This window comes from Pseudomonas shirazensis (genome assembly GCF_050496565.1).
In the GTDB taxonomy this organism is placed as follows: Bacteria; Pseudomonadota; Gammaproteobacteria; order Pseudomonadales; family Pseudomonadaceae; genus Aquipseudomonas; species Aquipseudomonas shirazensis_A.
Genome location: NZ_JBNWAE010000017.1, coordinates 28,052 through 53,424, shown reverse-complemented (window position 1 = coordinate 53,424; position 25,373 = coordinate 28,052). Strand labels below are relative to the sequence as shown.

General features: G+C 62.0%; 26 protein-coding genes and 1 pseudogene. 14 read left to right on the top strand and 13 right to left on the bottom strand.

From position 1 onward, the window contains the following. Positions 1-53: 53 nt before the first annotated feature. From ACQZ2L_RS21175 to ACQZ2L_RS21160, 4 genes are all read left to right on the top strand, one after another. Positions 54-1,022 carry a UDP-glucose 4-epimerase family protein gene (locus tag ACQZ2L_RS21175; protein ID WP_430327713.1) on the top strand — a complete coding sequence of 323 codons (969 nt, stop codon included), beginning with the start codon at positions 54-56 and terminating at the stop codon, positions 1,020-1,022. 38 nt (positions 1,023-1,060) lie between these two features. Further along, positions 1,061-2,023, top strand: a complete 963-nt coding sequence (locus tag ACQZ2L_RS21170; RefSeq protein ID WP_430327712.1) for an MraY family glycosyltransferase — start codon at positions 1,061-1,063, stop codon at positions 2,021-2,023. Positions 2,024-2,098: 75 nt separating this feature from the next. Continuing rightward, entirely contained in the window at positions 2,099-4,108 is a 2,010-nt protein-coding gene (locus ACQZ2L_RS21165; RefSeq protein WP_430327711.1) for a polysaccharide biosynthesis protein, read from the top strand. Positions 4,109-4,357: 249 nt separating this feature from the next. Then, positions 4,358-4,681 carry a ComEA family DNA-binding protein gene (locus ACQZ2L_RS21160; RefSeq protein ID WP_430327710.1) on the top strand — a complete coding sequence of 108 codons (324 nt, stop codon included), beginning with the start codon at positions 4,358-4,360 and terminating at the stop codon, positions 4,679-4,681. Positions 4,682-4,721: 40 nt separating this feature from the next. On the opposite strand, the gene ACQZ2L_RS21155 is transcribed toward ACQZ2L_RS21160, so the two are convergent. Next, positions 4,722-4,889 carry a DUF2897 family protein gene (locus ACQZ2L_RS21155; RefSeq protein ID WP_430327709.1) on the bottom strand — a complete coding sequence of 56 codons (168 nt, stop codon included), beginning with the start codon at positions 4,887-4,889 and terminating at the stop codon, positions 4,722-4,724. A 180-nt stretch (positions 4,890-5,069) separates the two neighbouring features. On the opposite strand from ACQZ2L_RS21155, the gene pyrF reads away from it, so the two are divergent. Together pyrF and ACQZ2L_RS21145 are read left to right on the top strand one after the other, a co-directional pair. After that, positions 5,070-5,771, top strand: a complete 702-nt coding sequence (gene pyrF / locus ACQZ2L_RS21150; RefSeq protein ID WP_430327708.1) for an orotidine-5'-phosphate decarboxylase — start codon at positions 5,070-5,072, stop codon at positions 5,769-5,771. Positions 5,772-5,931: 160 nt separating this feature from the next. Continuing rightward, entirely contained in the window at positions 5,932-6,756 is an 825-nt protein-coding gene (locus ACQZ2L_RS21145; RefSeq protein ID WP_430327707.1) for a lipopolysaccharide biosynthesis protein, read from the top strand. 282 nt (positions 6,757-7,038) lie between these two features. On the opposite strand, the gene ACQZ2L_RS21140 is transcribed toward ACQZ2L_RS21145, so the two are convergent. The 3 genes from ACQZ2L_RS21140 to ACQZ2L_RS21130 form a co-directional block, all read right to left on the bottom strand. Continuing rightward, positions 7,039-8,040, bottom strand: a complete 1,002-nt coding sequence (locus ACQZ2L_RS21140; protein ID WP_430327706.1) for an NADP-dependent oxidoreductase — start codon at positions 8,038-8,040, stop codon at positions 7,039-7,041. 163 nt (positions 8,041-8,203) lie between these two features. Then, the gene (locus ACQZ2L_RS21135; protein ID WP_430327705.1) at positions 8,204-9,052 is read right to left on the bottom strand and encodes a lipopolysaccharide kinase InaA family protein; all 849 of its coding nucleotides are present in this window, start codon (positions 9,050-9,052) and stop codon (positions 8,204-8,206) included. Positions 9,053-9,100: 48 nt separating this feature from the next. Further along, positions 9,101-10,288: an MFS transporter gene (locus ACQZ2L_RS21130; protein ID WP_430327704.1), complete on the bottom strand. Its 1,188-nt coding sequence runs from the start codon at positions 10,286-10,288 to the stop codon at positions 9,101-9,103. 124 nt (positions 10,289-10,412) lie between these two features. On the opposite strand from ACQZ2L_RS21130, the gene ACQZ2L_RS21125 reads away from it, so the two are divergent. The 3 genes and pseudogenes from ACQZ2L_RS21125 (at position 10,413) to ACQZ2L_RS21115 (ending at position 13,860) form a co-directional block, all read left to right on the top strand. After that, positions 10,413-11,837, top strand: coding sequence for a PLP-dependent aminotransferase family protein (locus ACQZ2L_RS21125; protein WP_430327703.1), 1,425 nt, complete (start codon positions 10,413-10,415; stop codon positions 11,835-11,837). Between the two features lie 85 nt (positions 11,838-11,922). Then, a pseudogene (locus tag ACQZ2L_RS21120) lies at positions 11,923-12,999 on the top strand (HAMP domain-containing protein); the annotation flags it as partial. Then, positions 12,988-13,860 carry a methyl-accepting chemotaxis protein gene (locus ACQZ2L_RS21115; RefSeq protein ID WP_430327746.1) on the top strand — a complete coding sequence of 291 codons (873 nt, stop codon included), beginning with the start codon at positions 12,988-12,990 and terminating at the stop codon, positions 13,858-13,860. The pseudogene ACQZ2L_RS21120 and the gene ACQZ2L_RS21115, both read left to right, overlap by 12 nt. Positions 13,861-14,046: 186 nt before the next feature. On the opposite strand, the gene ACQZ2L_RS21110 is transcribed toward ACQZ2L_RS21115, so the two are convergent. Then, a complete protein-coding gene (locus tag ACQZ2L_RS21110) occupies positions 14,047-15,240 on the bottom strand; it encodes a benzoate/H(+) symporter BenE family transporter (protein ID WP_430327702.1) in 1,194 nt (397 codons plus the stop codon). A 142-nt stretch (positions 15,241-15,382) separates the two neighbouring features. Here ACQZ2L_RS21110 and ACQZ2L_RS21105 point away from each other — a divergent pair, with 142 nt between their 5' ends. Beyond that, entirely contained in the window at positions 15,383-15,985 is a 603-nt protein-coding gene (locus ACQZ2L_RS21105; protein ID WP_430327701.1) for a glutathione S-transferase family protein, read from the top strand. Between the two features lie 180 nt (positions 15,986-16,165). On the opposite strand, the gene ACQZ2L_RS21100 is transcribed toward ACQZ2L_RS21105, so the two are convergent. From ACQZ2L_RS21100 to ACQZ2L_RS21080, 5 genes are all read right to left on the bottom strand, one after another. Continuing rightward, positions 16,166-16,537 carry a glutaredoxin family protein gene (locus tag ACQZ2L_RS21100; protein WP_430327700.1) on the bottom strand — a complete coding sequence of 124 codons (372 nt, stop codon included), beginning with the start codon at positions 16,535-16,537 and terminating at the stop codon, positions 16,166-16,168. Between the two features lie 62 nt (positions 16,538-16,599). Next, positions 16,600-17,145 (bottom strand): GTP cyclohydrolase I FolE, encoded by a 546-nt coding sequence (gene folE / locus ACQZ2L_RS21095; protein ID WP_314876110.1) that lies wholly within the window; start codon positions 17,143-17,145, stop codon positions 16,600-16,602. 70 nt (positions 17,146-17,215) lie between these two features. Then, positions 17,216-17,776 carry a Smr/MutS family protein gene (locus ACQZ2L_RS21090; protein WP_101321601.1) on the bottom strand — a complete coding sequence of 187 codons (561 nt, stop codon included), beginning with the start codon at positions 17,774-17,776 and terminating at the stop codon, positions 17,216-17,218. A 191-nt stretch (positions 17,777-17,967) separates the two neighbouring features. Then, positions 17,968-18,288: a hypothetical protein gene (locus tag ACQZ2L_RS21085; protein ID WP_430327699.1), complete on the bottom strand. Its 321-nt coding sequence runs from the start codon at positions 18,286-18,288 to the stop codon at positions 17,968-17,970. An 82-nt stretch (positions 18,289-18,370) separates the two neighbouring features. Then, a complete protein-coding gene (locus ACQZ2L_RS21080) occupies positions 18,371-18,961 on the bottom strand; it encodes a cysteine hydrolase family protein (RefSeq protein WP_101321599.1) in 591 nt (196 codons plus the stop codon). Positions 18,962-19,138: 177 nt separating this feature from the next. Here ACQZ2L_RS21080 and prmB point away from each other — a divergent pair, with 177 nt between their 5' ends. After that, positions 19,139-20,047, top strand: coding sequence for a 50S ribosomal protein L3 N(5)-glutamine methyltransferase (gene prmB, locus ACQZ2L_RS21075; protein WP_101321598.1), 909 nt, complete (start codon positions 19,139-19,141; stop codon positions 20,045-20,047). 45 nt (positions 20,048-20,092) lie between these two features. Here prmB and ACQZ2L_RS21070 read toward each other — a convergent pair whose 3' ends face one another. Both ACQZ2L_RS21070 and ACQZ2L_RS21065 read right to left on the bottom strand, forming a co-directional pair. Continuing rightward, a complete protein-coding gene (locus ACQZ2L_RS21070) occupies positions 20,093-20,878 on the bottom strand; it encodes a hypothetical protein (RefSeq protein WP_430327698.1) in 786 nt (261 codons plus the stop codon). Positions 20,879-20,968: 90 nt separating this feature from the next. Next, positions 20,969-21,928: an alpha/beta hydrolase gene (locus ACQZ2L_RS21065; RefSeq protein WP_430327697.1), complete on the bottom strand. Its 960-nt coding sequence runs from the start codon at positions 21,926-21,928 to the stop codon at positions 20,969-20,971. 157 nt (positions 21,929-22,085) lie between these two features. On the opposite strand from ACQZ2L_RS21065, the gene aroC reads away from it, so the two are divergent. The 3 genes from aroC to ACQZ2L_RS21050 all read left to right on the top strand — a co-directional run bounded on the left by aroC (position 22,086) and on the right by ACQZ2L_RS21050 (position 24,931). Further along, a complete protein-coding gene (gene aroC / locus ACQZ2L_RS21060; protein ID WP_430327696.1) occupies positions 22,086-23,177 on the top strand; it encodes a chorismate synthase in 1,092 nt (363 codons plus the stop codon). Positions 23,178-23,240: 63 nt separating this feature from the next. After that, positions 23,241-24,395, top strand: a complete 1,155-nt coding sequence (locus ACQZ2L_RS21055; RefSeq protein WP_430327695.1) for an MFS transporter — start codon at positions 23,241-23,243, stop codon at positions 24,393-24,395. Further along, positions 24,395-24,931, top strand: a complete 537-nt coding sequence (locus tag ACQZ2L_RS21050) for an oxidase (protein WP_430327694.1) — start codon at positions 24,395-24,397, stop codon at positions 24,929-24,931. The genes ACQZ2L_RS21055 and ACQZ2L_RS21050 overlap by 1 nt, the downstream gene beginning before the upstream one ends. A 103-nt stretch (positions 24,932-25,034) precedes the next feature. On the opposite strand, the gene ACQZ2L_RS21045 is transcribed toward ACQZ2L_RS21050, so the two are convergent. Continuing rightward, positions 25,035-25,307 carry a DUF3509 domain-containing protein gene (locus ACQZ2L_RS21045; RefSeq protein ID WP_103438169.1) on the bottom strand — a complete coding sequence of 91 codons (273 nt, stop codon included), beginning with the start codon at positions 25,305-25,307 and terminating at the stop codon, positions 25,035-25,037. Positions 25,308-25,373 lie beyond the last annotated feature (66 nt).

Below are 25,373 nucleotides of genomic sequence, written 5' to 3'. Positions count from 1 at the left end.
CCCTTTGTTGAGTTCGCCCAGGGTGGTGTGCCGCCGTCATCGGGTGTGCGTCCATGGGTAGGCGGGCGATCCTGGTCACCGGTGCCACTGGCTTCGTGGGTAGTGCACTTTGCCGCAGCTTGCTTGATGCCGGTGTATTTGACGTTCACGCGGCGTTGCGTAGCAGCAGCGCCGCACGGGTTGCGGGCGTGAAGCCGTTTACGGTCGGGGAGCTGAGCAGCGAAACGGCCTGGGGGGCTGCCCTGACCGGGGTTGATGCGGTGATACACGCAGCAGCACGTGTGCATGTGATGAATGAAACTGCCGACAACAGCCTTGACGAATTTCGCCGGGTCAATGTCCAAGGTACCCTCAACCTGGCAAGACAAGCCGCTGCAGCGGGCGTGCGGCGGTTCATCTTCATCAGTTCAATCAAAGTAAATGGCGAGTCTAGCCGGCCCGGTCAGGCGTTGACTGCCGATGACGTTCCGGCACCACTGGATCCTTATGGGGTCTCCAAGTATGAGGCTGAGCAAGGCCTGTTCGAGCTAGCGTCTGCCACCGGCATGCAAGTGGTGGTGATTCGCCCGGTGCTGGTATATGGGCCTGGCGTCAAAGCCAACTTCCACAGCATGATGCACTGGGTTCGGCGCGGACTGCCGTTGCCACTGGGCGCCATCGATAACCGGCGCAGCCTGGTCGCGCTGGATAATCTGCTCGACTTGATCGTGACCTGCATTGATCATCAGCGCGCTGCCAATCAGATCTTCCTGGTCAGTGATGGCGAAGACGTATCTTTGACCCAGCTATTGAGGGCACTGGGGCGGGCGCTAGGGCGACCGGCCAGGCTGATTCCGGTGCCGGCAACTATGCTGAGGCTGGCCGCAGTGATGTTCCGTCGGCGAGATCTTGCTCAGCGTCTGCTGGGTTCATTGCAGGTGGATATCACCAAAAACCGCCAGCTACTTGGTTGGACCCCCCCCGTTACACTGAGTCAAGGCCTGGGAAAGGCCGCTCGATCCTTGCTGGATGATCACCAATGATGTGGTTGATGTTCGCGGCTGCCGCCGCTTCGTTGCTGATGACTGCAGCGCTGCGCCGTTATGCGCTGTCGCGCAGTCTGTTGGATATTCCCAATTCCCGTAGCTCTCACACCTTGCCTACCCCGCGCGGTGGTGGTCTGGCCTTTGTCGTTGCCTTCCTGGCAGGGGCGTTGTGCCTCGGTTGGGCCGGCGCGGTCGATACCGAGTTGGTCACCGGCGTAGTAGGTGCTGGTAGCCTGGTTGCGTTGATCGGCTTCATGGACGATCACGGTCACATCGCCGCTCGCTGGCGCCTGCTTGGGCACTTCATGGCTGCGGGGTGGGGGTTGTACTGGTTTGGCGGCATGCCACCGCTGCTGATTTTCGGGCTGCCACTTGAACTGGCGGGGTTGATGACCATTATCGGGCTGCTTTATCTGGTCTGGTTGCTCAATCTCTATAACTTCATGGACGGTATCGATGCTATTGCGAGCATTGAAGCCATTTGCGTTTGCCTGGGCGGATGCCTGCTTTACTTGATAACAGGGCAGGCCTGGGCGAGTTGGCTGCCGCTTCTGCTGGCCGTCACGGTGGCTGGCTTCCTGTTCTGGAACTTCCCTCCCGCGCGGATTTTCATGGGCGACGCTGGCAGTGGCTTTCTCGGTCTGATCATCGGTTTGCTGGCACTGCAGGCAGGTTGGTTAAACCCGCTATTCTTCTGGGGCTGGTTAATACTTTCGGGTGTGTTCGTGGTGGATGCCACCTTCACGTTGGGAAGGCGGCTGCTGCGTGGCGATAAGGTCTACGAGGCCCATCGCAGCCACGCTTATCAGTACGCGTCCCGCCAGCATGGCAGCCACCGAGCGGTAAGTCTGGCAGTGGCGTTGATAAATCTGTGCTGGCTGTTGCCGGTCGCTCTCGTAGTAGTCGTCATGAAAATCGACGGGGCGTTGGGAACGCTGGTCGCTTACGTGCCTCTTATAGTGCTGGCGATCAAGTATCGTGCTGGCGCACGGGAATAATATGATCAGGTGCGCAAGCGTTGGTAACGCCAGCCGGTCAGGTAACCGAGGGACTGTGGCGCTGAGGAGGGCCTGATGAACCATACAAGCAAGGGCGGCGTGCGCCGCTACCTGGTGAATCTGTCCCGGCGCAAAAAACGTCTGATCCAGGTGTGCACCGACGTCGTGCTGATCTGGCTGGCTTTGTGGCTTTCGTTCATAGTGCGGCTCGGCATCGATGAGATGTACAACCCTATCCTTGAGCACAGCTGGCTTTTCCTGGCTGCGCCGGTTGTGGCCATACCTCTGTTTATCCGCTTCGGCATGTACCGAGCAGTAATGCGCTACTTCGGCAATGATGCGCTGATTACCATCATCAAGGCGGTTACCCTGTCAGCCTTGATTCTGGCGGTCGTGGTGTACTGGTACAGCAGCCACAAGGTCGTTGTGCCGCGCTCGATCATCTTCAACTACTGGTGGTTGAGCATGGTCATCATCGGTGGCCTGCGCTTGATCATGCGTCAGTACTTCCTCGGCGACTGGTTCTCAGGTGCCCAGCAGATCCCGTTCACCAATCGCGACGACGGCCAGGTCAAGGTTGCTATTTACGGTGCCGGTACCGCTGGCAATCAGCTGCTTGCTGCACTACGCATGGGCCGTACCATGCGCCCAGTGGCCTTCATCGACGATGACAGCGACCTGGCCAACCGGATAATTGCTGGGTTGCAGGTTTACAAGCCCAAGCATCTGCAACAGATGGTCAAGGAAACCGGGGCTCAGGAAATCCTGCTTGCACTGCCATCGGCTTCTCGCGCCAGGCGTAAGGAAATTCTTGCCCTGCTTGAACCCTATCCCATGCACGTGCGCAGTGTTCCGGCGTTCGCTGACCTGGCAAGCGGCAGGGTCAAGGTCGACGACATTCAGGATGTAGACATCGCCGATCTGCTGGGGCGCGATGCGGTGCCAGCTCAAGAAGAGTTGCTCTGGCGCTGCAACAAGAAACAGACCGTGCTGGTAACCGGGGCGGGCGGTTCCATCGGCTCTGAACTGTGTCGGCAAATTATCAGGCTGGGCCCCAAGACCCTGCTGCTGTTCGACCACAGTGAATTTAACCTGTACAGCATTCTCACAGAGCTTGAGCAGTGCGTCAGGCGTGAGTCCCTTGCGGTGCAGCTGCTGCCGATCCTGGGTTCGGTGCGTAATCAACAGCATCTGGCTGATGTGATGAGCACTTGGCGAGTGGATACCGTATACCATGCCGCCGCCTACAAGCATGTGCCGATGGTCGAACACAACATTGCTGAGGGTATTCTCAACAACGTCTATGGCACGCTGTGCACTGCGCAAGCCGCACTGCAATCTGGCGTGCCCAACTTTGTGCTGATATCCACTGACAAAGCGGTAAGGCCGACCAATGTCATGGGCAGCACCAAAAGGCTGTCCGAGCTTATTCTGCAGGGGCTGAGCCAAGAGGCCGCGCCCGTCATGTACGGCGACAGTGACAAGATTTCACGTGTCAACAAGACCCGCTTCACCATGGTGCGGTTCGGTAATGTGCTTGGGTCATCGGGCTCGGTTATCCCCCTGTTTCATCAGCAGATCAAATCCGGCGGCCCATTGACTGTTACTCATCCGAAGATCACTCGCTATTTCATGACCATTCCCGAAGCGGCGCAGTTGGTTGTACAGGCCGGGGCGATGGGGCAGGGTGGCGACGTCTTTGTACTGGATATGGGCGAGCCGGTAAAAATCTTCGAGTTGGCAGAAAAAATGATTCATCTGTCAGGCTTCAGCGTGCGTAACTCGGCTAACCCCCACGGTGATATCGCCATCGAGTTCAGTGGCCTGCGGCCAGGTGAAAAACTCTTTGAAGAGTTGTTGATCGGGCACGACGTATCGCCTACCGCTCACCCGATGATCATGGCTGCCAATGAGGATTATCTGCCTTGGGACGTGTTGCGTGAACGGTTGGGATGGTTGTTCAAGGCTGTGGCAGATGACGATTACGCGCGTGTTCGGCAGCTGCTGAGGGAATTGGTCAACGGCTACATGCCAGAGGGTGACATCGTCGATTGGGTCTACCTGCAGCAGCGCCTCAACAGGTAGGGCGGCCGAATCTCAGCGCACAGCCGATACACCCTTGCTGAGGGAGCAGGCAAGGAGTCGTCATGTCGAAGACTCCTACAGACGAGCAGTATTAATCCCTATCGCAGCGCTGATCCATATGAGTTTCGATTTGTTGGTGTAACGTCTGGAAAGAAAATCTGGGTTTTGCGCTTCCTATCTGTTGATTATCGTTTGTGGGCAGCCAAGGAACGCTGCTTGAAAACGACCAACTCGACAGGAGTGTCCACTATGCGCAATACCCTGATTTCCTATCTGCTGCTCCCGCTGTTCGCAGGTCTCTCATTTTCAGTAACCGCTGCTCCAAGCAATCAGGCTGAACCTGTCCCAATTGTTGCCCCTGCTGCCGGGCAGCCTGTTCAAACCAATATCAATACCGCCGACGCTGTGACGCTGCAGCGCGAACTAAACGGTATAGGCCAGGCAAAGGCGCAAGCGATCATCGCTTATCGCGATGCCCACGGGCCGTTTCATTCACTAGATGAGATTCTGGAAGTCAAGGGTATTGGCAGCGCATTGCTGGAGCGCAACCGCGAAAAACTCACGCTGGAATAAAGCGTTATCGATGGCCGGCGTGAAGCCGGCCATCAATCGCTCATAAATCCTTTGACTCCTTGGCATCCATCTCGGCGTTACGCGCATGCACTTTGCGCAGTTGCTCTTCAGTCAATGGCAGCTTTTTCGCGGTATCGCGCAGCATCATCAACCCGCCAACGATCGAGCCAATGGCTACGACCAATATCAACCAGGCATACCAAGGCATCTTGTTCTCCTACGGGCAGTTAATAGCTTCGCTGGTACCCATTACGAGCTGACGCCATGCCCATTGGTTCCATTGTAGCTCTCCCTGGGCTGTCCTGATCCTGCTGATCTGCGGCCTGCAAAGCGCGCCTGACTTGGTTTACAATGCGCGCCGTTCAAGACCTGCCATGAGACCCTGCCAATGCCCGCTTGCCAGACGCCCCTGATCGTCGCCCTGGATTTTCCTACCCGTGAAGCTGCTTTGCAGTTGGCCGACCAACTGGACCCTGCACTGTGCCGGGTCAAAGTAGGCAAGGAGCTGTTCACCAGTAGCGCCTCGGGCATTGTCGAGACGTTGCGCGCGAAGGGTTTCGAGGTCTTTCTTGATCTCAAGTTTCATGACATTCCCAATACTACGGCCATGGCAGTCAAAGCCGCAGCCGAAATGGGTGTGTGGATGGTAAATGTGCACTGCTCGGGTGGCCTGCGCATGATGGCAGCCTGTCGTGAAGTGCTGGACAAGCGCAGCGGTGCGCAACCGCTGTTGATTGGTGTAACCGTGCTGACCAGCATGGAGCGCGAAGACCTTGCAGGCGTTGGCCTGGATATCGAGCCGCAGGAGCAGGTCCTGCGACTGGCAGGGTTGGCCGAAAAAGCCGGCATGGATGGTTTGGTCTGCTCGGCGCTGGAGGCCACTGCGCTCAAAGCTGCACATCCGTCGCTGCAGTTGGTCACGCCCGGCATTCGTCCAGCCGGCAGCGCGCTGGATGATCAACGGCGCATTCTTACTCCACGTCAGGCCCTGGATGCAGGTTCGGATTATCTGGTTGTCGGGCGTCCGATCAGTCAGGCTGCCGATCCAGCCCAGGCGCTGGCTGCCGTTGTTGCCGAGATCCGTAGCTGAATACCCGCCCAATCCGCACCCCGGGACGTGAGAATAATTTCATGATCTCGGGGGAACTCTGAACGAAACCTGAACCAAACGCCGATTTTTTTGTCAGAATTGTCTGAACAATTGTATTGAGGCATAAACGTTGGTGGTCAGTTCAGGCATTTCCGAACCTTTGCATCCAGTCATTGGTGATTTTGCCGATGTACACAACAGTGCCAAGGGCTCGGTCATCATCATGGCCTCTGGCAGCTCCGCCAAGGACTTCCCGCTGGAGCGCTTCGCCGGTGTGCCGGTAATCACCATGAACGGCGCCATCTCGATGTTCGCCGACAGGGCGATCAAGCCGTTCTTCTATATCTGCACCGACACCAGCTTCCCCAAGCAGCAGCCTGAGCTTTTCGCCCGGGCGTTGAGCAGCAGCGAGCATGTAGCCTTGTGGTCGGAGCAGATCGCCGAGGTGGCCGGGACCTGCGCTGCCAAAGTGTATCCGCTGCACAAGGCTGCGGGCTTTTCCCTGAAGCAGTCGATGTCGCAAGGCCAGTCCGCGTGCGTGCGTCCTCGTTTTGCCTGGAATGCGCGTGCACGCTCGATCGGTTTCAGCAAAGACCTCAGTGAAGGCTTTTTCGATGCGCGCACAGTGGCTTATGCGGCATTGCAGCTCGCTTATCATCTGGGCTTCAGCAGGGTATTCCTGGTCGGGGTGGACTTGAACCAGGCCGCTGGACGCTTCTATGAAACAGCCGATTCTGCCAAGTCGCCCTGTGGGCTTGATCAGCACTATGAAGGGCGGGTATTGCCGTCGCTCAAGCTGATGGCCGAGCGTGTGGTAGACGAGCGTTTTGCCGTGTTCAACCTGTCTGCCGCGTCACGCATCCCGGCTTCGGTGATCCCAAAGATCACTGTCGAGCAAGCGCATTCGATGGTTTTTCGCAAGGGTGGGTTAAAGCCGCACTCGTTCGGCGCTGAGCATGTGCGCCAGCAGTTGATGGCGGGGTAGGGCTTATCCTTTTCTTGGCTGGGGGCTTGCTGACCCTGATCCTGGCCAGCAATGTTGGGGGCGCTGCGCACCCCTTTCCGACCGGTCCGGCGCCCCGGCAAGGCCGCTCCTACAACGGCCGCGTCTTCCAGCCTTACGTGGTCCCTGTAGGAGCGGCCTTGTGTCGCGAAAGGGGTGCGTAGCGCCCCCGAGGACCCAACGACAAGTGCAAATCCAGAAAACCCTGAAAGGGATGGCGCTAACGCAAAAAACGGCTTCGCTCGCCATCCCCTATCCCCTAGATCACACCTTCAACATCAACTTGCCAAAGTTCTCACCGTTGAACAGCTTGAGCAGGGTTTCCGGGAACGTCTCCAGCCCCTCCACCACATGCTCCTTGCTCTTGAGCTTGCCGCTGGCCATCCAGCCGGCGATCTCCTGGGCGGCCTTGCCATACTCCTTGGCATGGTCCATGACCACAAAGCCTTCCATCCGCGCACGATTGACCAACAACGACAGGTAGTTGGCCGGGCCTTTGACCGCTTCCTTGTTGTTGTACTGGCTGATAGCGCCGCAGATGACCACACGGGCCTTGAAGTTGAGGCGGCTGAGCACCGCATCGAGGATGTCACCGCCGACGTTGTCGAAGTACACGTCCACGCCTTTAGGACATTCACGCTTGAGGCCGGCCAGCACGTCTTCGGCCTTGTAGTCGATGACTCCGTCAAATCCGAGCTCATCCTGCAGGTATTGGCACTTGTCCTTACCGCCAGCGATGCCGACTACACGGCAGCCTTTGAGCTTGGCGATCTGCCCGGCGATGCTGCCAACCGCGCCGGCAGCGCCGGAGATGACTACGGTTTCGCCTGCTTTCGGTTGGCCGACGTCGAGTAGGGCGAAGTACGCGGTCATGCCGGTCATGCCCAGTGCCGACAGGTAGCGGGGCAGTGGCGCGAGGTTGGGGTCGATCTTGTGCAAGCCCTGCGGCTCGCCGGTGAAGTAGTCCTGGATGCCGAGGGCGCCGCTGACGTGGTCGCCGGGCTTGAAATCAGGGTGGTTGGAGGCGGTTACTTCGCCGACGCCGAGGGCGCGCATGACCTGGCCAAGGCCTACCGGCGGGATGTAGGACTTGCCTTCGTTCATCCAGCCGCGCATGGCTGGGTCGAGCGAGAGGTACAGGTTGTGGACCTGGATCTGACCCTCGGCAGGCTCAGCGGCAGGCCCTTGCTCAAAGCTGAAGTCTTCGCGGGTTACGGCGCCGACAGGGCGTTTGGCGAGCAGGAAGCGGCGGTTGGTCTGGGTCATGGGGGCTCTCACTGAATAAGGACACTGCCTTTGATAGAGGTACGGGCAGCCGCTGGCAAGGCTTGTGCGCGGGGCGAATGGGCGGTGATCCATCAGGGTGATGGCCGTCAGTCGCCCTGGTCAAGGATATAAGGTTGGCACAAGCGTGCGGGCTGTCAGCCTTTTAGCAGCCGGCTACCTTCCCCTTGAGGAAAATCTCGCGACGATCCAGGCGCCCGATGTGCTCATGCTTGGCGTATTCATAAACCCTGCGGAAGGCGGCTTTATCAATCTGCGGAGCAAAGTCGCTCAGCGCAATGTCCACCCACGCGTCGTACCTGGCCTCGGTGATGTAACGGTAGATTTCCCGCAGGTAGAGAAAGCCAAACTGGAAGCCGAGGGTTTCACTGGCGAATGCACTGGGCACAAAAAAGCTGTTTTCCAGGTCAATTGCTACCGGCGCGCCTTTCTGGGCGTCGCAGAGCATGACGTTGCCAGCCCACAGGTCCATGTGGGTGATGCCTTGTTTGTGCAGGTGGAACATCAGTTCGGTCGAGGCATCGAGCACGCGGTAGACGCTGCTGGGGTCTTGCTGCAGCACGCTGAGGCCATCACTGTAGCCCTCGAGCAGGCGGGTGATGACGAACAGGTCCTGCACCAGCCCAAGCCGGGAGCGGGTGTAGCCAAAGCCCACCAGCTCGGGCACCGGAGCGCCGCGCTGATAGGCGTTGTGAGTATTGATGATTTCTTCGACGGCCCAGTCATAGCTGCCATCACTGCGTGCCGCGCCGCGCTGCACGCGCCACTTTTTCTTGAAGCTGTCGAGCTGCTCGCGCTTGGCGAACAGCTGGCTACGCTCGCAGTCCAGCGGTGCACTGATGCGCTTGGCGCCGGGCACGCGGGCGCGCTCGACCAAGCGTTCAAGGGCCGTGCGGGTGTGCTCTGCCAGTGGCGTCTGAAAGTGCAGCGTGGTCCGGCGATGCTTGAGGGTGTAGGGGTACTCTTTTGGCCAGGTACTTGGGTCCGGTGACACGCTGCATCCTTGCTGAATAGGTCAGTTTTACAAATATTCACACTATTTTCACATTTCTTTCAGATTTGTCCTATAGGCGCTGTGCACTTTTTTGGATCCAAGACTTTGGTGCCGAGCCAGCGCAATGGCGATAGCTACACTGCCCGCCAGCAATGCCATGCCGAACAGCATCAAGGCCATGCGCATCCCCAGCCAGTCGCCGATCAAGCCGGTCACGATCACCGGCAAACTGAAGCCGACATAGGCCAACAGAAAGAACCCAGCAGTGGCGCGGGTCTTTTCTTCGGTGGCCAGTTCATTCACTGCCGCCAGGCCGCCCAAGTAAATAAAGCCGTAGCAGGCGCTGCTGGCCGCGACGGCACCGAGCAGCACCGCCAGCAGCGCGCCGCGTTCTGCGCCCCAGGCCAGCAGCGCATAGCTGCAGGGCAGGATGGCCAGCCCGAGCTGCACCGCGGTGGCACTTGGCAGGCGCTTGGCCAAGGGCTGAAACAGCACGCCGCAGCTGATCACGCAGAACGTGGAAAACCCCGACCAGGCGCTCAACTCGTGCTGACGCAGCACTGCCGGCAGCAGCCCGGTGACCAGCCCGACGCAGGCCCAGGCGAGCAGAATGGCGCAGCCATAGACAAGGCTGCCCGGCGGGTAGCAAGGCGGTCGCAGCATGGGAGCGCGTGCAGCCTGGCGTGGCTCCGGCAGGCGCCAGACCAGTACCAGCGCGAGTGCTGCCAGCAACAGATGCAGATAAAAGCTGGCCGGGCTCAGGCTGGGCCCGCGCAGCAGGCACAGGCTGGTCAGCGCAGCGCCCAGGCCAAAGCCCAGCGAGGTGCTGGCGGTGACCCAACTGGCGGCGCTGCTGCTGCGCTCGGCAGGCAACAGTTCGCTCATGTACACGGTGGCGGTGGCCGAAGCGAGGCCGGTGCCGATACCCAGCAGCAGCCGCGCAACGCCAATGCTGTACAGGCTGGGCAGGCAGAGCGCGAGCAGAGTGGCCACGACCGACAAGCTCAACGCAGCGATGATCATCGGCCGCCGGCCAATCCGGTCGGCAAGCCCGCCCAGTGCCAGCAGCACCGGCAGCACGCCCAGCACATAGGCTGAAAACGCCACGGCGGTGGCCGTCGCGCCCAGCCCGGAGAGGTCGGCATAGGCGGTATAAAGCGGTGCCTGCAGGTTGACTGCAAGGGTAATGATGCACAGGGCGAAGGCGAGCAGGGCGGGGGCATGGCGGTCGCGCATTGATGCAGATCCTTGATTGAACGAGTACTGGCTGCAGGCTGCGCTTGCCCCAGGCGTGCAACAAGGCACAGCGGGCAGTCATTTGTGCTTAACTGTTCGTATAAAAATCTCGAACAGTTGATCTATGCACCTCACCCTCGATCGCCTCAGCGCCGTGTCGCTGGTTCAGCAACTCACCACCCAGCTGCAAGCCTGGATCGAGCAGCAACGCCTGCGTCCAGGCGCGCGGCTGCCGTCGATCCGGGCCTTGGCCAAAACCCACGGGGCCAGTGCCGCCTGTGTGATCGAGGCCTACGATCGGCTGGTGGCCAGCGGCTGGCTGGAGGCGCGCCACGGCATCGGCTTTTTCGTGGCCGAGCGCAAGGCCGGGTTGCCTGAACAGGATGCCGCGCTGTGGGGGGAGACGGTCGATGGCAAGTGGCGGCAGTTCGATGAAGGCCAGGAGGTGCTGCTCAAGCTCGGCTGCGGCTGGTTGCCGTCGGCCTGGCGCGCCGCAGATGAACTGGCCCAGGCCATTCGCCAGGTCAGCCGCGGCAACCCGGCCGACCTGTTCGACTACGCGCCGCCGCTCGGCCTGGCCAGCCTGCGTGAGCAACTGCACAAGCGTCTGGCGCGGCTGGATATCGCCGCAGGCGCCGAGCGCATCGTTACCACCCATGGCGCCAGTCAGGCGCTCGACCTGCTGGTTCGTGCCCTGCTGCGCCCAGGCGATACAGTGCTGGTGGAAAGCCCCGGTTACTACAACCTGTTCAACCTGCTGCGCGCGCAGCAGGTCAACATGCTCGCCGTGCCGCGCACTGCCCAAGGGCCGGATCTCGACGCGCTGCAGCGCCTGCTGGTCGAACACCGGCCGCGCTGCCTGTTCATCAACAGCCTGTATCACAACCCGACCGGCACCAGCCTCACGCCCAAGGTTGCCTACCGCCTGCTGGAACTGGCTCGCGAGCATGACCTGCGGATCATCGAAGACGACATCTATGCCGACTTTCAGGAAGGCCCGGCGACACGGCTGGCAACCCTAGACAGTGAGCAGCGGGTGATCTACCTCGCGAGCTTCTCCAAGACCTTGAGCAGTTCGCTGCGGGTCGGCTACGTGGTCGCCGAGGCAGCGCTGATCGCGCGCCTGGCTGAGTTGAAGATGGTCAGCGGCATAGGCACTTCGCGCTTTGCCGAGCAGGTGCTGGCGCAGATGCTGGCCAATGGCAGTTACCGCAAGAGCAACCAGCGCCTGCGCGTGCGGCTGGGTCAGCACAGGGCCAGGCTGTTGGCCCAGCTCGAGGAGTATGGCTGGCAGGTGTTCGCCGAGCCCAATGGCGGCATGTTCGTCTGGGTGCGGGCACCCGGGCACGATTTTGCCAGCCTCGAGCGCCTGGCGCTGGCGCATTCGGTGCTGCTCACGCCGGGCGCTGCGTTCGACTATCAAGGGCACAGCAGCGACTGGCTGCGGATCAATGTCGCCTATGCTCAGGACGTGCGCGCCCAGGGGTTCCTGCGCGCGGCGGGCGAGGCCAAAGGCGACCTCGATCATGCTCTGGGCGACATCACATAGCTATTTGACACTATTGTGCCGTCAATCCCTTGTGAGGGGGCTGGCGGCGTTGTCACTCTTGGCCTTCGCAACGGGGGGATGAGCAATGACGGCGAGCAAGCACGGTGTTCTGGCCAACCTGGGCATGGCCCGCAAACTCGGCCTGGGCTTTGCCTTGGTGCTGTTGCTGACCTTGGCGGTGGCGGCGATTGGCGTGGCTTCGCTGTACAGCGTCAGCCAGCGCTTCGACAGCCTGCGGCAGACGACTCAGTTCAACAGCGACCTGCTGCGCCTGCGCCAGCATGAGCAGGGTTTTGCCTTGCGTTCCGACAGCGAGGAGGCTGACAAACTGCGCAGCGGCCTGCACGACCTGCTTGAGCGAGCCCGCGGCGTGCCCCAGTTGAGCGCCACCGAAGCAGACCTGAGTGCCTACGGTCAGGCCTTCGACGCCTTTGTCGAGGCGGTGCAGGCCAAGGAGCTGGCGCTGGACACGGCCAGTTGGTCGGTCTCAAGCGTCGCCAACAACCTCGACGTACTCCAGGCCGGCCTGGCTGATGATGGCGCCTATACCCTGAAACAATCCCAGGGCCAGCAGGGCAGCGAGTTCCTCGACCAGGCCACCCAGGTGGCAGCGGTCTCGCGTTTGATGCTGCAGGCGATGGACGAGGCCCGTGTGCGCCTTGAGCAAAGCCGCAAAGGCGAAGAGGTCAACAGTGGCCGCATCGCCCAGACCGTCGAAGCGGCCAGCCTGGTCGAGCAACTCAGAAGCGCCGTTGCCGACAGCGGCTATCAAGGTGTGCTCGGTGAAGTCGCCGGGCATATCGCCAGTTTTGCCGACAAGCTCAACGAATACACCGATCTGCTTGCTCAGGAGCAGGGCATCAAGGCGCAGTTGCAGGCGCGCGCCAACCAGGCCACCAGCGCCGTCGACCAGGCCTACGCCAGCCAGGAACAAGCCATGCACAGCGAGCTCAAGCGCAACGGCGTGGCGATTGTCATCGCTACGGCGCTGGCGCTGCTGGTCGGCATGCTGGCGGCCTGGTTGATCACCCGGGCGATCGTCGGCCCGTTGCAGCGGGTGATCGGTCGCGCCCAGCGGATTGCTGCCGGTGACCTGGCCGGCGAGGCCGAGGCGCCGCGCCGCGATGAGGTCGGCCAACTGTTGCTGGCGATGCAGCAGATGGCGGCGGGCTTGAGCGGGATTGTCAGCGGTCTGCAGCAGGGTATCGAGCAATTGGCCGGCAGCGCCCAGTCGTTGTCGGCGGTCACCGAACAGACCAATCGTGAAGTCGGCAGCCAGCAGCAGGAGACCGAGCAGGTCGCCACCGCCATGCAGCAGATGAGCGCTACCGTGCACGATGTCGCGCGCAATGCCGAGCAGGCGGCGCAGGCCGCCGAAGTCGCCGACGGCAAGGTCGATTCGGGCCAGCAGGTGGTGCGTCAGAGCCTGCAGCGCATCGAGCAGCTGGCCGTGGCAGCAGAAGCGGCCAGCGCCGGCATCGACAGCTTGAGTGCCGAGATTCATACCATTGGCGATGTGCTTGAAGTGATCAAGAGCGTCGCCGGGCAGACCAACCTGCTGGCGCTGAATGCCGCCATCGAGGCCGCGCGGGCGGGCGAGCAGGGCCGCGGTTTTGCCGTGGTGGCGGATGAGGTGCGGGCGTTGGCCAAACGTACGCAGCAGTCGACCGAACATATCGAGCGCCTGGTCGCCAGCCTGCGCGGCAATGCCGAGCAGTCGGTGGCGCAGATCCGTGGCAGTACCGAGCTGGTACGCCTGGCAGTGGCCGACACCTTGCAGACTGAAAGCGCCCTGGCCAGCATCGCGGTGGCGGTGTCACAAATCCAGCAGATGAACCAGCAGATTGCCGCTGCCGCCGAGCAGCAAAGCTCGGTCAGTGACGAGATCAGCCGCAGCGTCACCCAGATCCGCGGCAGCGCCGATCAAGCCGCGCTGGCGATGCAGGGTAATGCCCGTTCCAGTGTCGAGCTGGCCCAGTTGGGCGATCAACTCAAGGGGATGGTTGGGCATTTTCGCTTGTAGGCATTAGCTAGCGATTTGTAGGCATTAGCTAGGAATGCTGGGGGGCGCTGCGCGCCCCTTTCGCGACACAAGGCCGCTCCTACAGAGACCGCATCTGCCTAGGCTTACGCGGTCCCCGTAGGAGCGGCCTTGTGTCGCGAAAGGGCTGCAAAGCAGCCCCCTACGCCATCAGGCCAAGCGCCCCCCTCAGCCAGCCCTGCGCGGACTGAGGATCATCAGAGTAATCACCCCAGCAATAATCCCCCAGAACGCCGAGCCGATCGAGAACAGGCTCAGCCCCGAGGCAGTAACCATGAAGGTAATCAACGCCGCCTCGCGCTCGCGCGGCTCGCTCATGGCCACGCTCAGCCCGTTCATGATCGAGCCAAACAGCGCCAGTGCCGCAATCGACAGCACCAGTTCCTTGGGCAGGGCGGCAAACAGCGCGGCCAGCGTCGCACCAAACACCCCGGCAATGCCGTAGAAAATCCCGCACCAGACCGCTGCGGTATAACGCTTGCTCGGGTCTTCGTGGGCATGCGGGCCGGTGCAGATCGCTGCGCTGATAGCCGCCAGATTGACCCCATGCGAGCCGAACGGGGCCAGCAGCAACGAGGCGAAGCCGGTGGCGGTGATCAGCGGCGAGGCCGGCACCTGATATCCGTCGGCGCGCAGCACGGCCACGCCGGGCATGTTCTGCGAGGTCATCGCCACCACAAACAGCGGGATACCGATACTGATGGTCGCCGCCAGCGAAAAGCTCGGGGTAGTCCACACCGGTGTAGCCACCTGCAGGTTGAAGTGGCTGAAGTCGAGCAGGCCCAACGCCCCCGACAACGCCGTGCCGACCACCAGCGCGGCCAGCACGCAGTAGCGCGGCGACAGCCGTTTGACCAGCAGATAGCTGAAGAACATGCCCAGCACCAGCAGGGTGCGGTGCTGCGCCGCAACGAAGATCTCGCTGCCGATCTTGAACAGGATGCCTGCCAGCAACGCCGAAGCCAGCGAAGCCGGGATGCGTTTGACCAGGCGTTCAAAGCTGCCGGTCAGGCCGCAGATCAACACTAGCACCGCGCAGGTGATGTAGGCGCCGATAGCCTCGCCGTAGCTCACGCCGCCAAGACTGGTTATCAACAGCGCCGCGCCCGGGGTCGACCAGGCCACGGTGATCGGAGTGCGATAGCGCAGCGACAAACCGATGCTGCAGACCGCCATGCCGATCGACAGCGCCCAGATCCACGAAGAGATCTGCGCGGTGGTCAGCCCGGCAGCCTGGCCGGCCTGGAACATCAGCACCAGCGAACTGGTGTAGCCCGTAAGCATGGCGATGAAGCCGGCAACCACCGCCGAGGGGGAGCTGTCTGCCAAGGGCCGCAGGCGCGCTGAGGTGGCATCGGTCATGGTGCTGTCCTTGTACATGTAAGTATTTTTTGCAGGCTAACGCGGCCAAGCTTGATCCTTGCCATACAGCGACCATTGCTTTTAGCCGTACAGTCGCCAACTATTGGCCCAAGGTCGACAACTGCGCAGAGGGGAAGGGGCGATGTACAAGGTTTACGGCGATTACAAATCGGGCAACTGCTACAAGGTCAAGCTGATGCTGAACCTGCTCGGGCATGAATTTGAATGGCACCCGGTGGACATTCTCAAAGGCGAGACCGAAACCCCCGAGTTTCTCGCCAAGAACCCTAACGGCAAGGTGCCGGTGCTAGAGCTTGAAGACGGCACCTGCCTGTGGGAGTCGAACGCGATTCTGAACTTCCTCGCCGATGGCAGCGAGTTCCTGCCGACCGAGCCGCGCCTGCGAACGCAAGTGTTGCAGTGGCAGTTTTTCGAGCAGTACAGCCATGAACCGTACATCGCCGTGGCGCGGTTCATTCAGTATTACCTGGGCCTGCCGGATGACCGCCTGGAAGAATACAAAGGCCTGCACAAGGGCGGCTACAAGGCGCTCAAGGTAATGAACAAGCAGCTGGAGATGACCCCGTACCTGGTCGGCGAGCAGTACTCGATTGCCGATGTGGCGCTGTATGCCTACACCCATGTGGCGCATCAGGGTGGCTTTGACCTGGCGGCATACCCTGCAGTGCGCGAGTGGCTGGTGCGGGTGGCCGAGCATCCGCGGCATGTGCCGATGGGGGAGTGAAGGGGGGCGCAGATCGCTGTTTCAGCGCCGACATCGTCGGGCCAGCTGCGCTGGCCTTTCGCGACACAAGGCCGCTCCTACAGTTGACCGCGTAGTTCGGACACTGCGCGGTCCCTGTAGGAGCGGCCTCGCCGGGGCGCCGGACCGGTCGGAAAGGGCCGCGAAGCGGCCCCAGCAATCTCAGACTGTACCGAAGCGCTGATCCAGATAAGCAATGATCGCCTTGGACTCATACATCCAGGTCACTTCCCCGGCTTCTTCGATGCGCAGGCACGGCACTTTGACCCGGCCGCCGCCTTCGAGCAGCGCCTGGCGATGCTGGGGGTCGTTCTTGGCATCACGCAGCGCCACCGGCACGTTCAACCGATGCAGGTTACGCCGGGTCTTCACGCAGAACGGGCAGGCATGGAACTGGTACAAAGCCAGGCCCTTGGCCTGCTGCTCGACCGCAGCCTGGGCCGCGGCATCGCGCTTGCGCTTGGCCGGGCGGCTGATCAAGTCGCCGAACACGATAAGTTGGCCGAGGCCGACTCGCAGGGCTTTGACGATCATGGGGCAACTCCTGAACAAATAAAAAACCGACCCGTTAGGGTCGGTTCGGGATCACCAGCCGATCACTTGATCAGGCTGAGAAACTCGCTGCGAGTCGCGGCATTGGCGCGGAACTCACCGAGCATCACCGAGGTGATCATGCTCGAATTCTGTTTTTCGACGCCGCGCATCATCATGCACATGTGCTTGGCCTCGATAACCACCGCCACACCTGCAGCGCCCGTGACCTTTTCGATGGCATCGGCGATCTGGCGGCTGAGGTTTTCCTGGATCTGCAGGCGGCGGGCGTACATGTCGACGATCCGCGCGACCTTGGACAGGCCGATCACTTTGCCCTTGGGCAGGTAGGCTACATGCGCCTTGCCAATGAACGGCAGCATGTGGTGCTCACACATCGAATACAGCTCGATGTCCCGCACCAACACCATTTCGCTGTTGTCGGAGGTGAACAGCGCGCCGTTGGTGACCTCTTCCAGGGTCTGTTGATAACCGCGGCAAAGGTACTGCATGGCCTTTGCGGCCCGCTTTGGCGTGTCGAGCAGGCCTTCGCGGGAGACGTCCTCGCCAATCTGGCTGAGGATCTCGGTGTAGTTCTGTTCCAGGGACATGGATCTACCTGTGGGAGTAAACGCAAATACGCAAGGGTACGGCGGCAACGACGGCGCTGCAAGCGCGGCGTTATTCGTCGCGGCCGTCGAGCATGGTTCGTTTCAGAATCACGTAGACCGCGCCAGTGCCGCCGTGGCGCGCCTGGCATGAGGTGAAGCCGAGTACCTGGGGGTGTTGGCGCAGCCAGGTGTTGACGTGGCTCTTGATCATCGGCCGCTTGCCGTCCAGGCGCGCCGCCTTGCCGTGGGTCACGCGCACGCAGCGCACTTCCAGCTTGGTCGCCTCGGCAAGGAACGCCCAGAGGATCTCGCGAGCTTTCTCGACGCTCATGCCGTGCAAGTCGATGCTGCCTTCAAAAGCGATCTGGCCGAGCTTGAGCTTGCGCAGCTGGCTTTCCTGCACGCCATCGCGGCGCCATGACAGCTCGTCTTCGGCGGCCACATCAATGACGAACTGATCGGACATGCCGTCGACCACCAGTGGCTGATCGCTGCGCACCGTGGCGGACTGGCGCAGGCCGGCCAGCTGCTTGCGGTCAGGCTTGGCTTTGCCGACCTCGGCGCGATCGTGCTTGATCGGTTTTACACCGCGCACTTCGGCATGGAACAGGGAAAAGTCATCGTCTTGCATGCAGGCCTCCACGTGGGCCGGGGAGTTTACTCGAGTCTGCGGGTCAGGGGGAGGCAGCGGGGGCCGCTGCGCGACCCTTTCCGACCGGTCCGGCGCCCCGGCAAGGCCGCTCCTACAGGGACCGCGCAATCTGCTCTTCTGTAGGAGCGGCCTTGTGTCGCGATAGGGTCGCGAAGCGGCCCCAGGGGACGTCAGTCGTGCTTCTTCATCAAATGCGGCGCAATGTTCAATTCACGCCCACGGCGCAATCTGATCCGGCTGCGTCGCCAAAACCAAACCCCCAACCACAGCAACAACACGCCGCCACCGAGCACGGTCGCTGCCAGCGTCCGGTTGGCATTCAAATCCGCCAGCGCTGCATAGTTGCCCAGCAAACCGGCAAACCCGGCCATCATCAACAAGATGCCCAAGGTCGCGATCAGTACAGACAGACCAGCGCCCAACCGCGCCGTCCAGTTGCGCGGCGGGCGCGAGCGCAGGCGCTTGGCGTCGAAACTGTCAGAAAGCTTCATTGCGAATTTCCTCTGCGCTATCGGCCATTCGACCCACCTGCAGTCACCCGGTTCCGCCCGCCCGGCAGGCGCTCAACCGTGCTCAGACCAGGCTGGCAGTCGGTGCAACACAGGCAAAGTTGTCGGCCATCACGGCCATTTCGCCCTGGTGAATCTGTGCCGCCGGGATAACCGTGTCCTTGAACGCCAGATCGCGAGTGGCCGAGGCATCCTCGACCAGCGTGCAACGATAACCATAGTCCTTGGCGCGGCGGACCGTGGTGCTGACGCTGGAATGGCTCATGAAACCGCACACGATCAGGTCCAGGTGGCCCTTGTTCTGCAGCGTTTCGTGCAGCGAGGTGTTCTTGAAGGCATTGGGCATGCGCTTTTCGATGACGATCTCGTCACCGCGTGGCTCCAGGCCTTCGATGAACTCGCCGCGCGGGCCTTGTGGGTCGAACAGGCCGCCAACGGTGCCCAGGTGGCGTACATGGATGATCGGCCGGCCAGCCTTGCGCGCCGCGTCGAGCAACCTGGCGATGTTGGCCACGGCCTCGTCCATGCCCGACAGTTGCAGGGGACCACTGAGGTACTCCTTCTGCGCATCGATGATGATCAGGCTGGCGTTGCCCAGCTTGGCCGGCGGATAGTCGCGGCCGCTGAGGCGGAACATCGTGGTTGGAACAGACATCAAGGGCTCCTTGAGCAGGGCTTTTGTCGGGCTATTGTCCCCTGCTTGGCCGCCGATGGGAATGGTTGACATCGCAAGCGATGCAATTACTGGCTTCTACCCACCGGCAGGGCGTTGGTGGAACATTTCAGCGGGTGGGCCTGTTAGACTTTCAGGCTGTCTGAAAAGGAGTCCCCCGTGATCACTTCACGCCTGCGCACTCTGCGCGACCATATTCGCTGGGCGGTCAGCCGCTTCCACGAGAACGAGCTGTTCTTCGGCCACGGTGCCGACAATGCCTGGGACGAAGCCCGCCTGCTGGTGCTGGGCTCGGTGCACCTGCCGTGGGAAATCGCCGACAGCTACCTCGACTGCCGCCTGGAAGACGATGAGCGCGTGCGCCTGCTGCACCTGCTGAAACGCCGCATCGAAGACCGCGTGCCGACCGCTTACCTGCTCGGCGAAGCCTGGTTCTGTGGCATGTCGTTCATTGTCGATGAACGCGTGCTGGTGCCGCGTTCGCCGATTGGTGAGCTGCTGGAAAAACGCTTCGAGCCATGGCTGGCGCAGGAACCGGCGCGCATCCTCGACCTGTGCACCGGCTCCGGCTGCATCGGTATCGTCGCGGCTGACGTGTTCCCCGAGGCCGAGGTGGTGCTGGCCGACCTGTCCTTCGACGCTCTTGAAGTGGCCAACCAGAACATCGAACGGCATGGCCTCGATCAGCGTGTGTTCACCGTGCAGGGCGATGGTTTCGCCGGTCTGCCGGGGCAGCGCTTCGATCTGATCCTGTCCAACCCGCCGTATGTCGATGCCGAAGATTTCGCCGACATGCCGGCTGAGTACCACCATGAGCCAGAACTGGGCCTGGCCTGCGGCAACGATGGCCTGGACCTGGTGCGGCGCATGCTCGCCGAAGCGGCCGAGCACCTGACCGACAAGGGTTTGCTGATTGTCGAAGTGGGCAACAGCCAGGTCCACGTCGAGGCGTTGTACCCCGAGGTCGACTTCACCTGGCTTGAGTTCGAGCGCGGCGGGCATGGCGTGTTCATGCTGACTGCCGAGCAGTGCCGGCAGCATCAGGAATTGTTTCAGGCGCGGGTCTGATTCGATTGTTTTGGGGCTGCAACGCGGCCCCAATTGGCTACCCGATCAGCGTGTAGCGATCCAGATCAGCAGGCCTGCCTGGAACACCGCAAAGGCCACCAGGCAGGTGATGGTGAAACGCAGCCCGCCGTCTTCACGACGGTACTTGGCCACGCGTTCATCCCGCTCGCGGATCTGCGCTTCTTTCTCCAGCAAGGTCTGCTCGGCCTGTTGCAGCATGCCGGCCGATTCGAGGATGTCCACCCGCTGCACTTTGTCGGTATTCCAGCCGCCCTTGAGCTGGCTGACGGCAAGCTCGGGCGTGCGCCCTTTGAGCAGTTGCCCTTCTACATACTCGACTTCAACACCGACGCAGCGCAGCACGTTGTCGCGGCGCAAGCGTGTGTCTTCGTTGAGGGCATCCTTGTTCGGCAACGCCACCGCCTCGATGCGGTAGTGCGACCAGTTGGCCTGCAGCCACTGCACCGCCTGGGCAAACAGATAGCGGCCCAGGCCGCGGTTGAGCGGCTCCATCTGCAGGCCGTTTTCGCCGCCAATGGAGACTCGTTGCAGTTCGTGATCGACGCGGATGTCGAGCTGGTTCTGCTCCTTGCGCACCTTTTGCCCCGGCAGGGTGATCTGCATGCGCAGCAGGCTGTGCTCTTTGCTGTGGCGCTCGGCATAACCAAACTGCACGAAGCGCAGCGGCCGTGGGCCGGTGTGGCGGTCGGTGGGCAGCGGCGCCAGGCGCAGCAACTGGAAGTGCTCGGCGGCCAGATCCGCCCAGGGCAGCGGGGCGCTTTCCGGGGCTTGCGGCTCTGCGGTCGCTTCGGTGGCTGGGGCATCGGTCATCACGGTCGTCCTCGAATCGGGGTCGGCCAGTCAAACGCGGGCCAATGCCTGCTTATCGGCAGGCAAAGGCAAGACCTGAGGGCGATCTACTCAAGCTGGTGGCAATTGCCGGATAAAAGCGACGATCCGCTGGCCCAGTTCGCGCGCCAGCGGCAGCTCTGGATTCTGGTAGGTTTCCCGCTGGCCACTGATGTCCCGCGGGCTGATGCGCAGGGTGTGGTTCATGCCATCGATCAACACCAATTGCGCATCTGGCTTGGCCGCCTTGAGCAGTTCGGCATCGGCCACATCCACCTGCACGTCGTTGCGGCCCTGGATGATCAGCGCCGGCACCTGGAGTTGGGCGAACGCCGCAGCCGGGTCCTGACGCAGCAGCGAGATCAGGTACGGCTGCACGGTCGGGCGGAACACCTGACGCAGCGGTACCGGTACGTTGAGGCTGGTCTGCCCCGCCTGCAGGCTGTCGAGCAAAGCGGTGCCCTGGGCCAGTTGCGCCGGCGGCAGGCGCTGGGCCAGTTGTTCGCGGATGACTTCGGCCACCGGTCGACCGCTGCCTGACAGGCTGATCACGGCGCTGGCGCCGGCTTGTTCAGCGGCCAGGGTGGCAATCAGCGCGCCCTCGCTGTGGCCGAGCAGAATCAACGGGCCGAAGCGCGGGTCGGCCTTGAGCTTGTGCGCCCAGGCCACGGTATCGGCCACGTAAGCCTCGACGCTGAGGTTGCGCTCGTCTGGAGTCGCCGGCTGGCTGGCGGCCACGCCGCGCTTGTCGAAGCGCACGCTGGCGATGTGTTCGCCGGCCAGCAGCAAGGCCAGGCGCTTGAGGTTGTCGATGCGCCCGCCCGCCGGATTGTTGCCATCCCGGTCGGTCGGGCCGGAGCCGGCAATGATCAGCACCACCGGCGGCGGGGTGTCCTGTTGCGGTAGCAGCAGGCTGCCGTAGAGCACGCCGTTGCCGGTATCGAGTTCGATCGGGCGTTGCAGAACAGTTGGGGCGGCGGCATTGGCGAGGGTGCTGCACAGCAGCACGAGCAGGGCGGTGAGGCGCAGCATGGGCAGGGCTTCGTAGTGAGTTGAGGGTTTGACCCAGCGCTCTGACGAAGGTTCTGGCCGCTGCAGGCAACAAATCAGCCCGCAGACTCGTCGCAAGGTGGCTGCTTTCCGTATACTGCCGGCTGCACCCCATTCAGGCTGATTTCGCGGAGCGTCCATGTCCGGCAATACCTACGGCAAGCTGTTCACTGTTACCACCGCTGGCGAAAGCCATGGCCCGGCGTTGGTCGCCATTGTCGATGGGTGTCCGCCAGGTCTGGAAATCTCCCAGGCCGACCTGCAGCGCGACCTCGACCGGCGCAAGCCTGGCACCAGCCGTCACACCACCCAGCGCCAGGAACCGGACGAAGTCGAAATCCTCTCCGGCGTGTTCGAAGGGCGCACCACCGGCTGCTCGATCGGCCTGCTGATCCGCAACACTGACCAGAAGTCCAAAGACTACTCGGCGATCAAGGACCTGTTCCGCCCGGCCCACGCCGACTACACCTATCACCACAAATACGGTGAGCGTGACTACCGTGGCGGCGGGCGCAGCTCGGCCCGCGAAACGGCCATGCGCGTAGCGGCAGGTGCCATCGCCAAGAAATACCTGGCTGGCCTGGGTATCACCGTGCGCGGCTACATGAGCCAGCTCGGCCCGATCGAGATTCCGTTCAAGACCTGGGACAGCGTCGAAGACAATGCCTTCTTTAGCCCCGACCCGGACAAAGTACCGGAGCTCGAGGCCTACATGGACCAACTGCGCCGCGACCAGGACTCGGTCGGGGCGAAGATCACCGTGGTCGCCGAAGGCGTCATGCCTGGCCTGGGCGAGCCGATCTTCGATCGCCTCGATGCCGAACTTGCCCATGCGCTGATGAGCATCAACGCGGTCAAAGGCGTGGAAATCGGCGCCGGCTTTGCCAGCGTCGCCCAGCGCGGCACCGAGCACCGTGACGAGCTGACCCCGCAAGGCTTCCTCAGCAACAATGCCGGTGGCATTCTCGGCGGGATCTCCTCGGGCCAGCCAATTGTCGCCCACCTGGCCTTGAAGCCGACCTCGAGCATTACCACCCCCGGCCAGTCGATCGACATCCATGGCAATCCGGTGGAGGTCATCACCAAAGGTCGCCATGACCCGTGCGTTGGCATCCGCGCCACGCCGATCGCCGAGGCGATGATGGCCCTGGTGCTGATGGACCATCTGCTGCGCCACCGCGCGCAAAACGCCGATGTGCGGGTCACTACCCCGGTCCTGCGCCAGCTGTAAATTTCGCACGCCACGGGCGGCCTGCTTGCGGGCCGCCCACGGCAGTACATGACGACCCCGCCCATGCCGCCCATCCCATACTGGCGCCTGTCCAGTTTCTACCTCTGTTACTTCGCGTTGCTCGGCTCTACTGCGCCGTTTCTGGCGCTGTATTTCGATCATCTGGGATTTTCCCCGGCGCGGATCGGCGAGCTGGTCGCGATCCCCATGCTGATGCGCTGCGTGGCGCCCAACCTGTGGGGTTGGCTGGGTGATCGCAGCGGTCAGCGGCTGTTGATTGTGCGCCTTGGCGCGCTGGCAACACTGGCCAGTTTCTCGTTGATCTTCTTCGGCAAGAGTTACGCCTGGCTGGCGCTGGTGATGGCCCTGCATGCGTTCTTCTGGCATGCGGTACTGCCGCAGTTCGAGGTGATTACGCTGGCCCACCTGCACGGCCAGACCTCGCGCTACAGCCAGGTGCGGCTGTGGGGTTCGATCGGCTTCATCCTGGCGGTGGTGGGCCTGGGCCAGTTGTTTGAATGGTTGAGCCTGGATATCTACCCGCTGGCGCTGGTGGCGATCATGGCCGGGATTTTCGGCGCCAGCCTGTGGGTGCCCAACGCCCAGCCGGTGGAGAACGCCGAACGCAGCAAGGCAGGGGGCTTTGGTCGCCAGTTGCTGGCGCCGGGGGTGATTGCGTTTTACCTGTGCGTGGCGTTGATGCAGTTCAGCCATGGGCCGTACTACACCTTCCTCACCCTGCACCTGGAGCATCTGGGTTACAGCCGCGGCAGCATCGGTTTGCTGTGGGCGCTGGGGGTTGTCGCGGAAGTGTTGATGTTCATGGCCATGAGCCGGTTATTTGCGCGCTTCTCGGTGCGCCAGGTGCTGCTGGTCAGCTTTGTCCTGGCCGGCCTGCGCTGGCTGCTGTTGGGCAGCCTGGCCGACCACGCTGGCGTGTTGATCGTCTCGCAGTTGCTCCACGCGGCCACCTTCGGCTGCTTCCATGCCGCCTCGATTGCCTTCGTCCAGGCCAGCTTCGGCGCCCGCCAGCAAGGCCAGGGTCAGGCGCTGTATGCGGCGCTGTCCGGCACTGGCGGCGCGCTTGGCGCGTTGTATGCGGGCTACAGCTGGAACCTGCTGGGCCCCAACTTCACCTTTGGTATGGCCAGCGTCGCAGCCTTTGCCGCAGCCGGTATCATTGCCACTCGAATGACCGATAGCAGGAACAGCCCCTGATGAGCATCCTCAGTGTTTTCCACCCCTCCAGCCCCGGCCAGCCGAACAAGGTTCTGACCCACCACGACGATATCGCCGCGACCCTCGCCGAGCACGGCGTGCATTTTGCCCGGCAACCTGCGGATGTGCGTATTCGTCCGGGTACGCCTGATGATCAGGTGCTCGATGCCTGGCGTGAGCCGCTCGATCAGTTGCTGACCACCAACGGTTTCAGCGCGGTCAGCCTGCTCAATCAGGAAGGTGCCGTCGAGTCGCAGATCGATCTGCGCGACGAGCATGTGCATAGCAGCGACGAGCTGTTCGCCGTGATCAGCGGACGTGCTCAGGTGGCCCTGCGTTTGGGCGAGTTCGTGTATGCGGTGGTATGCGAGAAGGGCGATGTGTTGCACGTTCCGGCGCAGACGCGGCGCTGGATTGACCTGGGTGACTCGCCGTTTTGCCTGGCAGCACGATTGTTCCGCGACGAGCAAGGCGTAAAGGCGCAATTCACCGGAGATCCGGCAGCAAGGGAATTTTTGCGGATGGACGAACTCTGAAGGGTAGTGCTGGCGAGGATTGCGCCCTCGCCAGCGCTGCAAGGCTGCTCCTGTAAAGCCTGAACAGGCTGTGCAGGATCAGCTTCGCGCAAGTGCTTTTTGCTTAACGATAAGTCGGCAGTGCGAAGCGCTGCTGGCTTTGCAACATGTTGATCACTGGCAGCTCACTGGCTTGTTCAGCCAGGTCACGGCGGATAGCGCTGATGGCCCACGACAACTGCTCGGCGCTGTGCATTTGGCCATAGGTCAGTACACGGCGGGTAACCTTGCCATCGGCAGCACGCAGGGTCAGCAGGATGCCGCCGTCAGGGCGTGGCTGAGTGTTGACCGAGTAGGCGGAAAAGACCGAGGCGAATTTTTGCTGAATAAGGTCCATATCAACTCCTGGCTGAATGTGTGTGCAGACGTTGAGTTGATGGTTGCAGTGACCGTGCCAGCTTTT

Bases quoted from the DNA above. Each gene is read 5' to 3' on its own strand.
- ACQZ2L_RS21175 (WP_430327713.1), top strand. From the start codon at position 54: ATGGGTAGGCGGGCGATCCTGGTCACCGGTGCCACTGGCTTCGTGGGT.
- ACQZ2L_RS21170 (WP_430327712.1), top strand. From the start codon at position 1,061: ATGACTGCAGCGCTGCGCCGTTATGCGCTGTCGCGCAGTCTGTTGGAT.
- ACQZ2L_RS21165 (WP_430327711.1), top strand. From the start codon at position 2,099: ATGAACCATACAAGCAAGGGCGGCGTGCGCCGCTACCTGGTGAATCTG.
- ACQZ2L_RS21160 (WP_430327710.1), top strand. From the start codon at position 4,358: ATGCGCAATACCCTGATTTCCTATCTGCTGCTCCCGCTGTTCGCAGGT.
- ACQZ2L_RS21155 (WP_430327709.1), bottom strand. From the start codon at position 4,889: ATGCCTTGGTATGCCTGGTTGATATTGGTCGTAGCCATTGGCTCGATC.
- pyrF (WP_430327708.1), top strand. From the start codon at position 5,070: ATGCCCGCTTGCCAGACGCCCCTGATCGTCGCCCTGGATTTTCCTACC.
- ACQZ2L_RS21140 (WP_430327706.1), bottom strand. From the start codon at position 8,040: ATGACCCAGACCAACCGCCGCTTCCTGCTCGCCAAACGCCCTGTCGGC.
- ACQZ2L_RS21130 (WP_430327704.1), bottom strand. From the start codon at position 10,288: ATGCGCGACCGCCATGCCCCCGCCCTGCTCGCCTTCGCCCTGTGCATC.
- ACQZ2L_RS21125 (WP_430327703.1), top strand. From the start codon at position 10,413: ATGCACCTCACCCTCGATCGCCTCAGCGCCGTGTCGCTGGTTCAGCAA.
- ACQZ2L_RS21115 (WP_430327746.1), top strand. From the start codon at position 12,988: ATGCAGCAGATGGCGGCGGGCTTGAGCGGGATTGTCAGCGGTCTGCAG.
- ACQZ2L_RS21110 (WP_430327702.1), bottom strand. From the start codon at position 15,240: ATGACCGATGCCACCTCAGCGCGCCTGCGGCCCTTGGCAGACAGCTCC.
- ACQZ2L_RS21105 (WP_430327701.1), top strand. From the start codon at position 15,383: ATGTACAAGGTTTACGGCGATTACAAATCGGGCAACTGCTACAAGGTC.
- ACQZ2L_RS21100 (WP_430327700.1), bottom strand. From the start codon at position 16,537: ATGATCGTCAAAGCCCTGCGAGTCGGCCTCGGCCAACTTATCGTGTTC.
- folE (WP_314876110.1), bottom strand. From the start codon at position 17,145: ATGTCCCTGGAACAGAACTACACCGAGATCCTCAGCCAGATTGGCGAG.
- ACQZ2L_RS21090 (WP_101321601.1), bottom strand. From the start codon at position 17,776: ATGCAAGACGATGACTTTTCCCTGTTCCATGCCGAAGTGCGCGGTGTA.
- ACQZ2L_RS21085 (WP_430327699.1), bottom strand. From the start codon at position 18,288: ATGAAGCTTTCTGACAGTTTCGACGCCAAGCGCCTGCGCTCGCGCCCG.
- ACQZ2L_RS21080 (WP_101321599.1), bottom strand. From the start codon at position 18,961: ATGTCTGTTCCAACCACGATGTTCCGCCTCAGCGGCCGCGACTATCCG.
- ACQZ2L_RS21070 (WP_430327698.1), bottom strand. From the start codon at position 20,878: ATGACCGATGCCCCAGCCACCGAAGCGACCGCAGAGCCGCAAGCCCCG.
- ACQZ2L_RS21065 (WP_430327697.1), bottom strand. From the start codon at position 21,928: ATGCTGCGCCTCACCGCCCTGCTCGTGCTGCTGTGCAGCACCCTCGCC.
- aroC (WP_430327696.1), top strand. From the start codon at position 22,086: ATGTCCGGCAATACCTACGGCAAGCTGTTCACTGTTACCACCGCTGGC.
- ACQZ2L_RS21055 (WP_430327695.1), top strand. From the start codon at position 23,241: ATGCCGCCCATCCCATACTGGCGCCTGTCCAGTTTCTACCTCTGTTAC.
- ACQZ2L_RS21050 (WP_430327694.1), top strand. From the start codon at position 24,395: ATGAGCATCCTCAGTGTTTTCCACCCCTCCAGCCCCGGCCAGCCGAAC.
- ACQZ2L_RS21045 (WP_103438169.1), bottom strand. From the start codon at position 25,307: ATGGACCTTATTCAGCAAAAATTCGCCTCGGTCTTTTCCGCCTACTCG.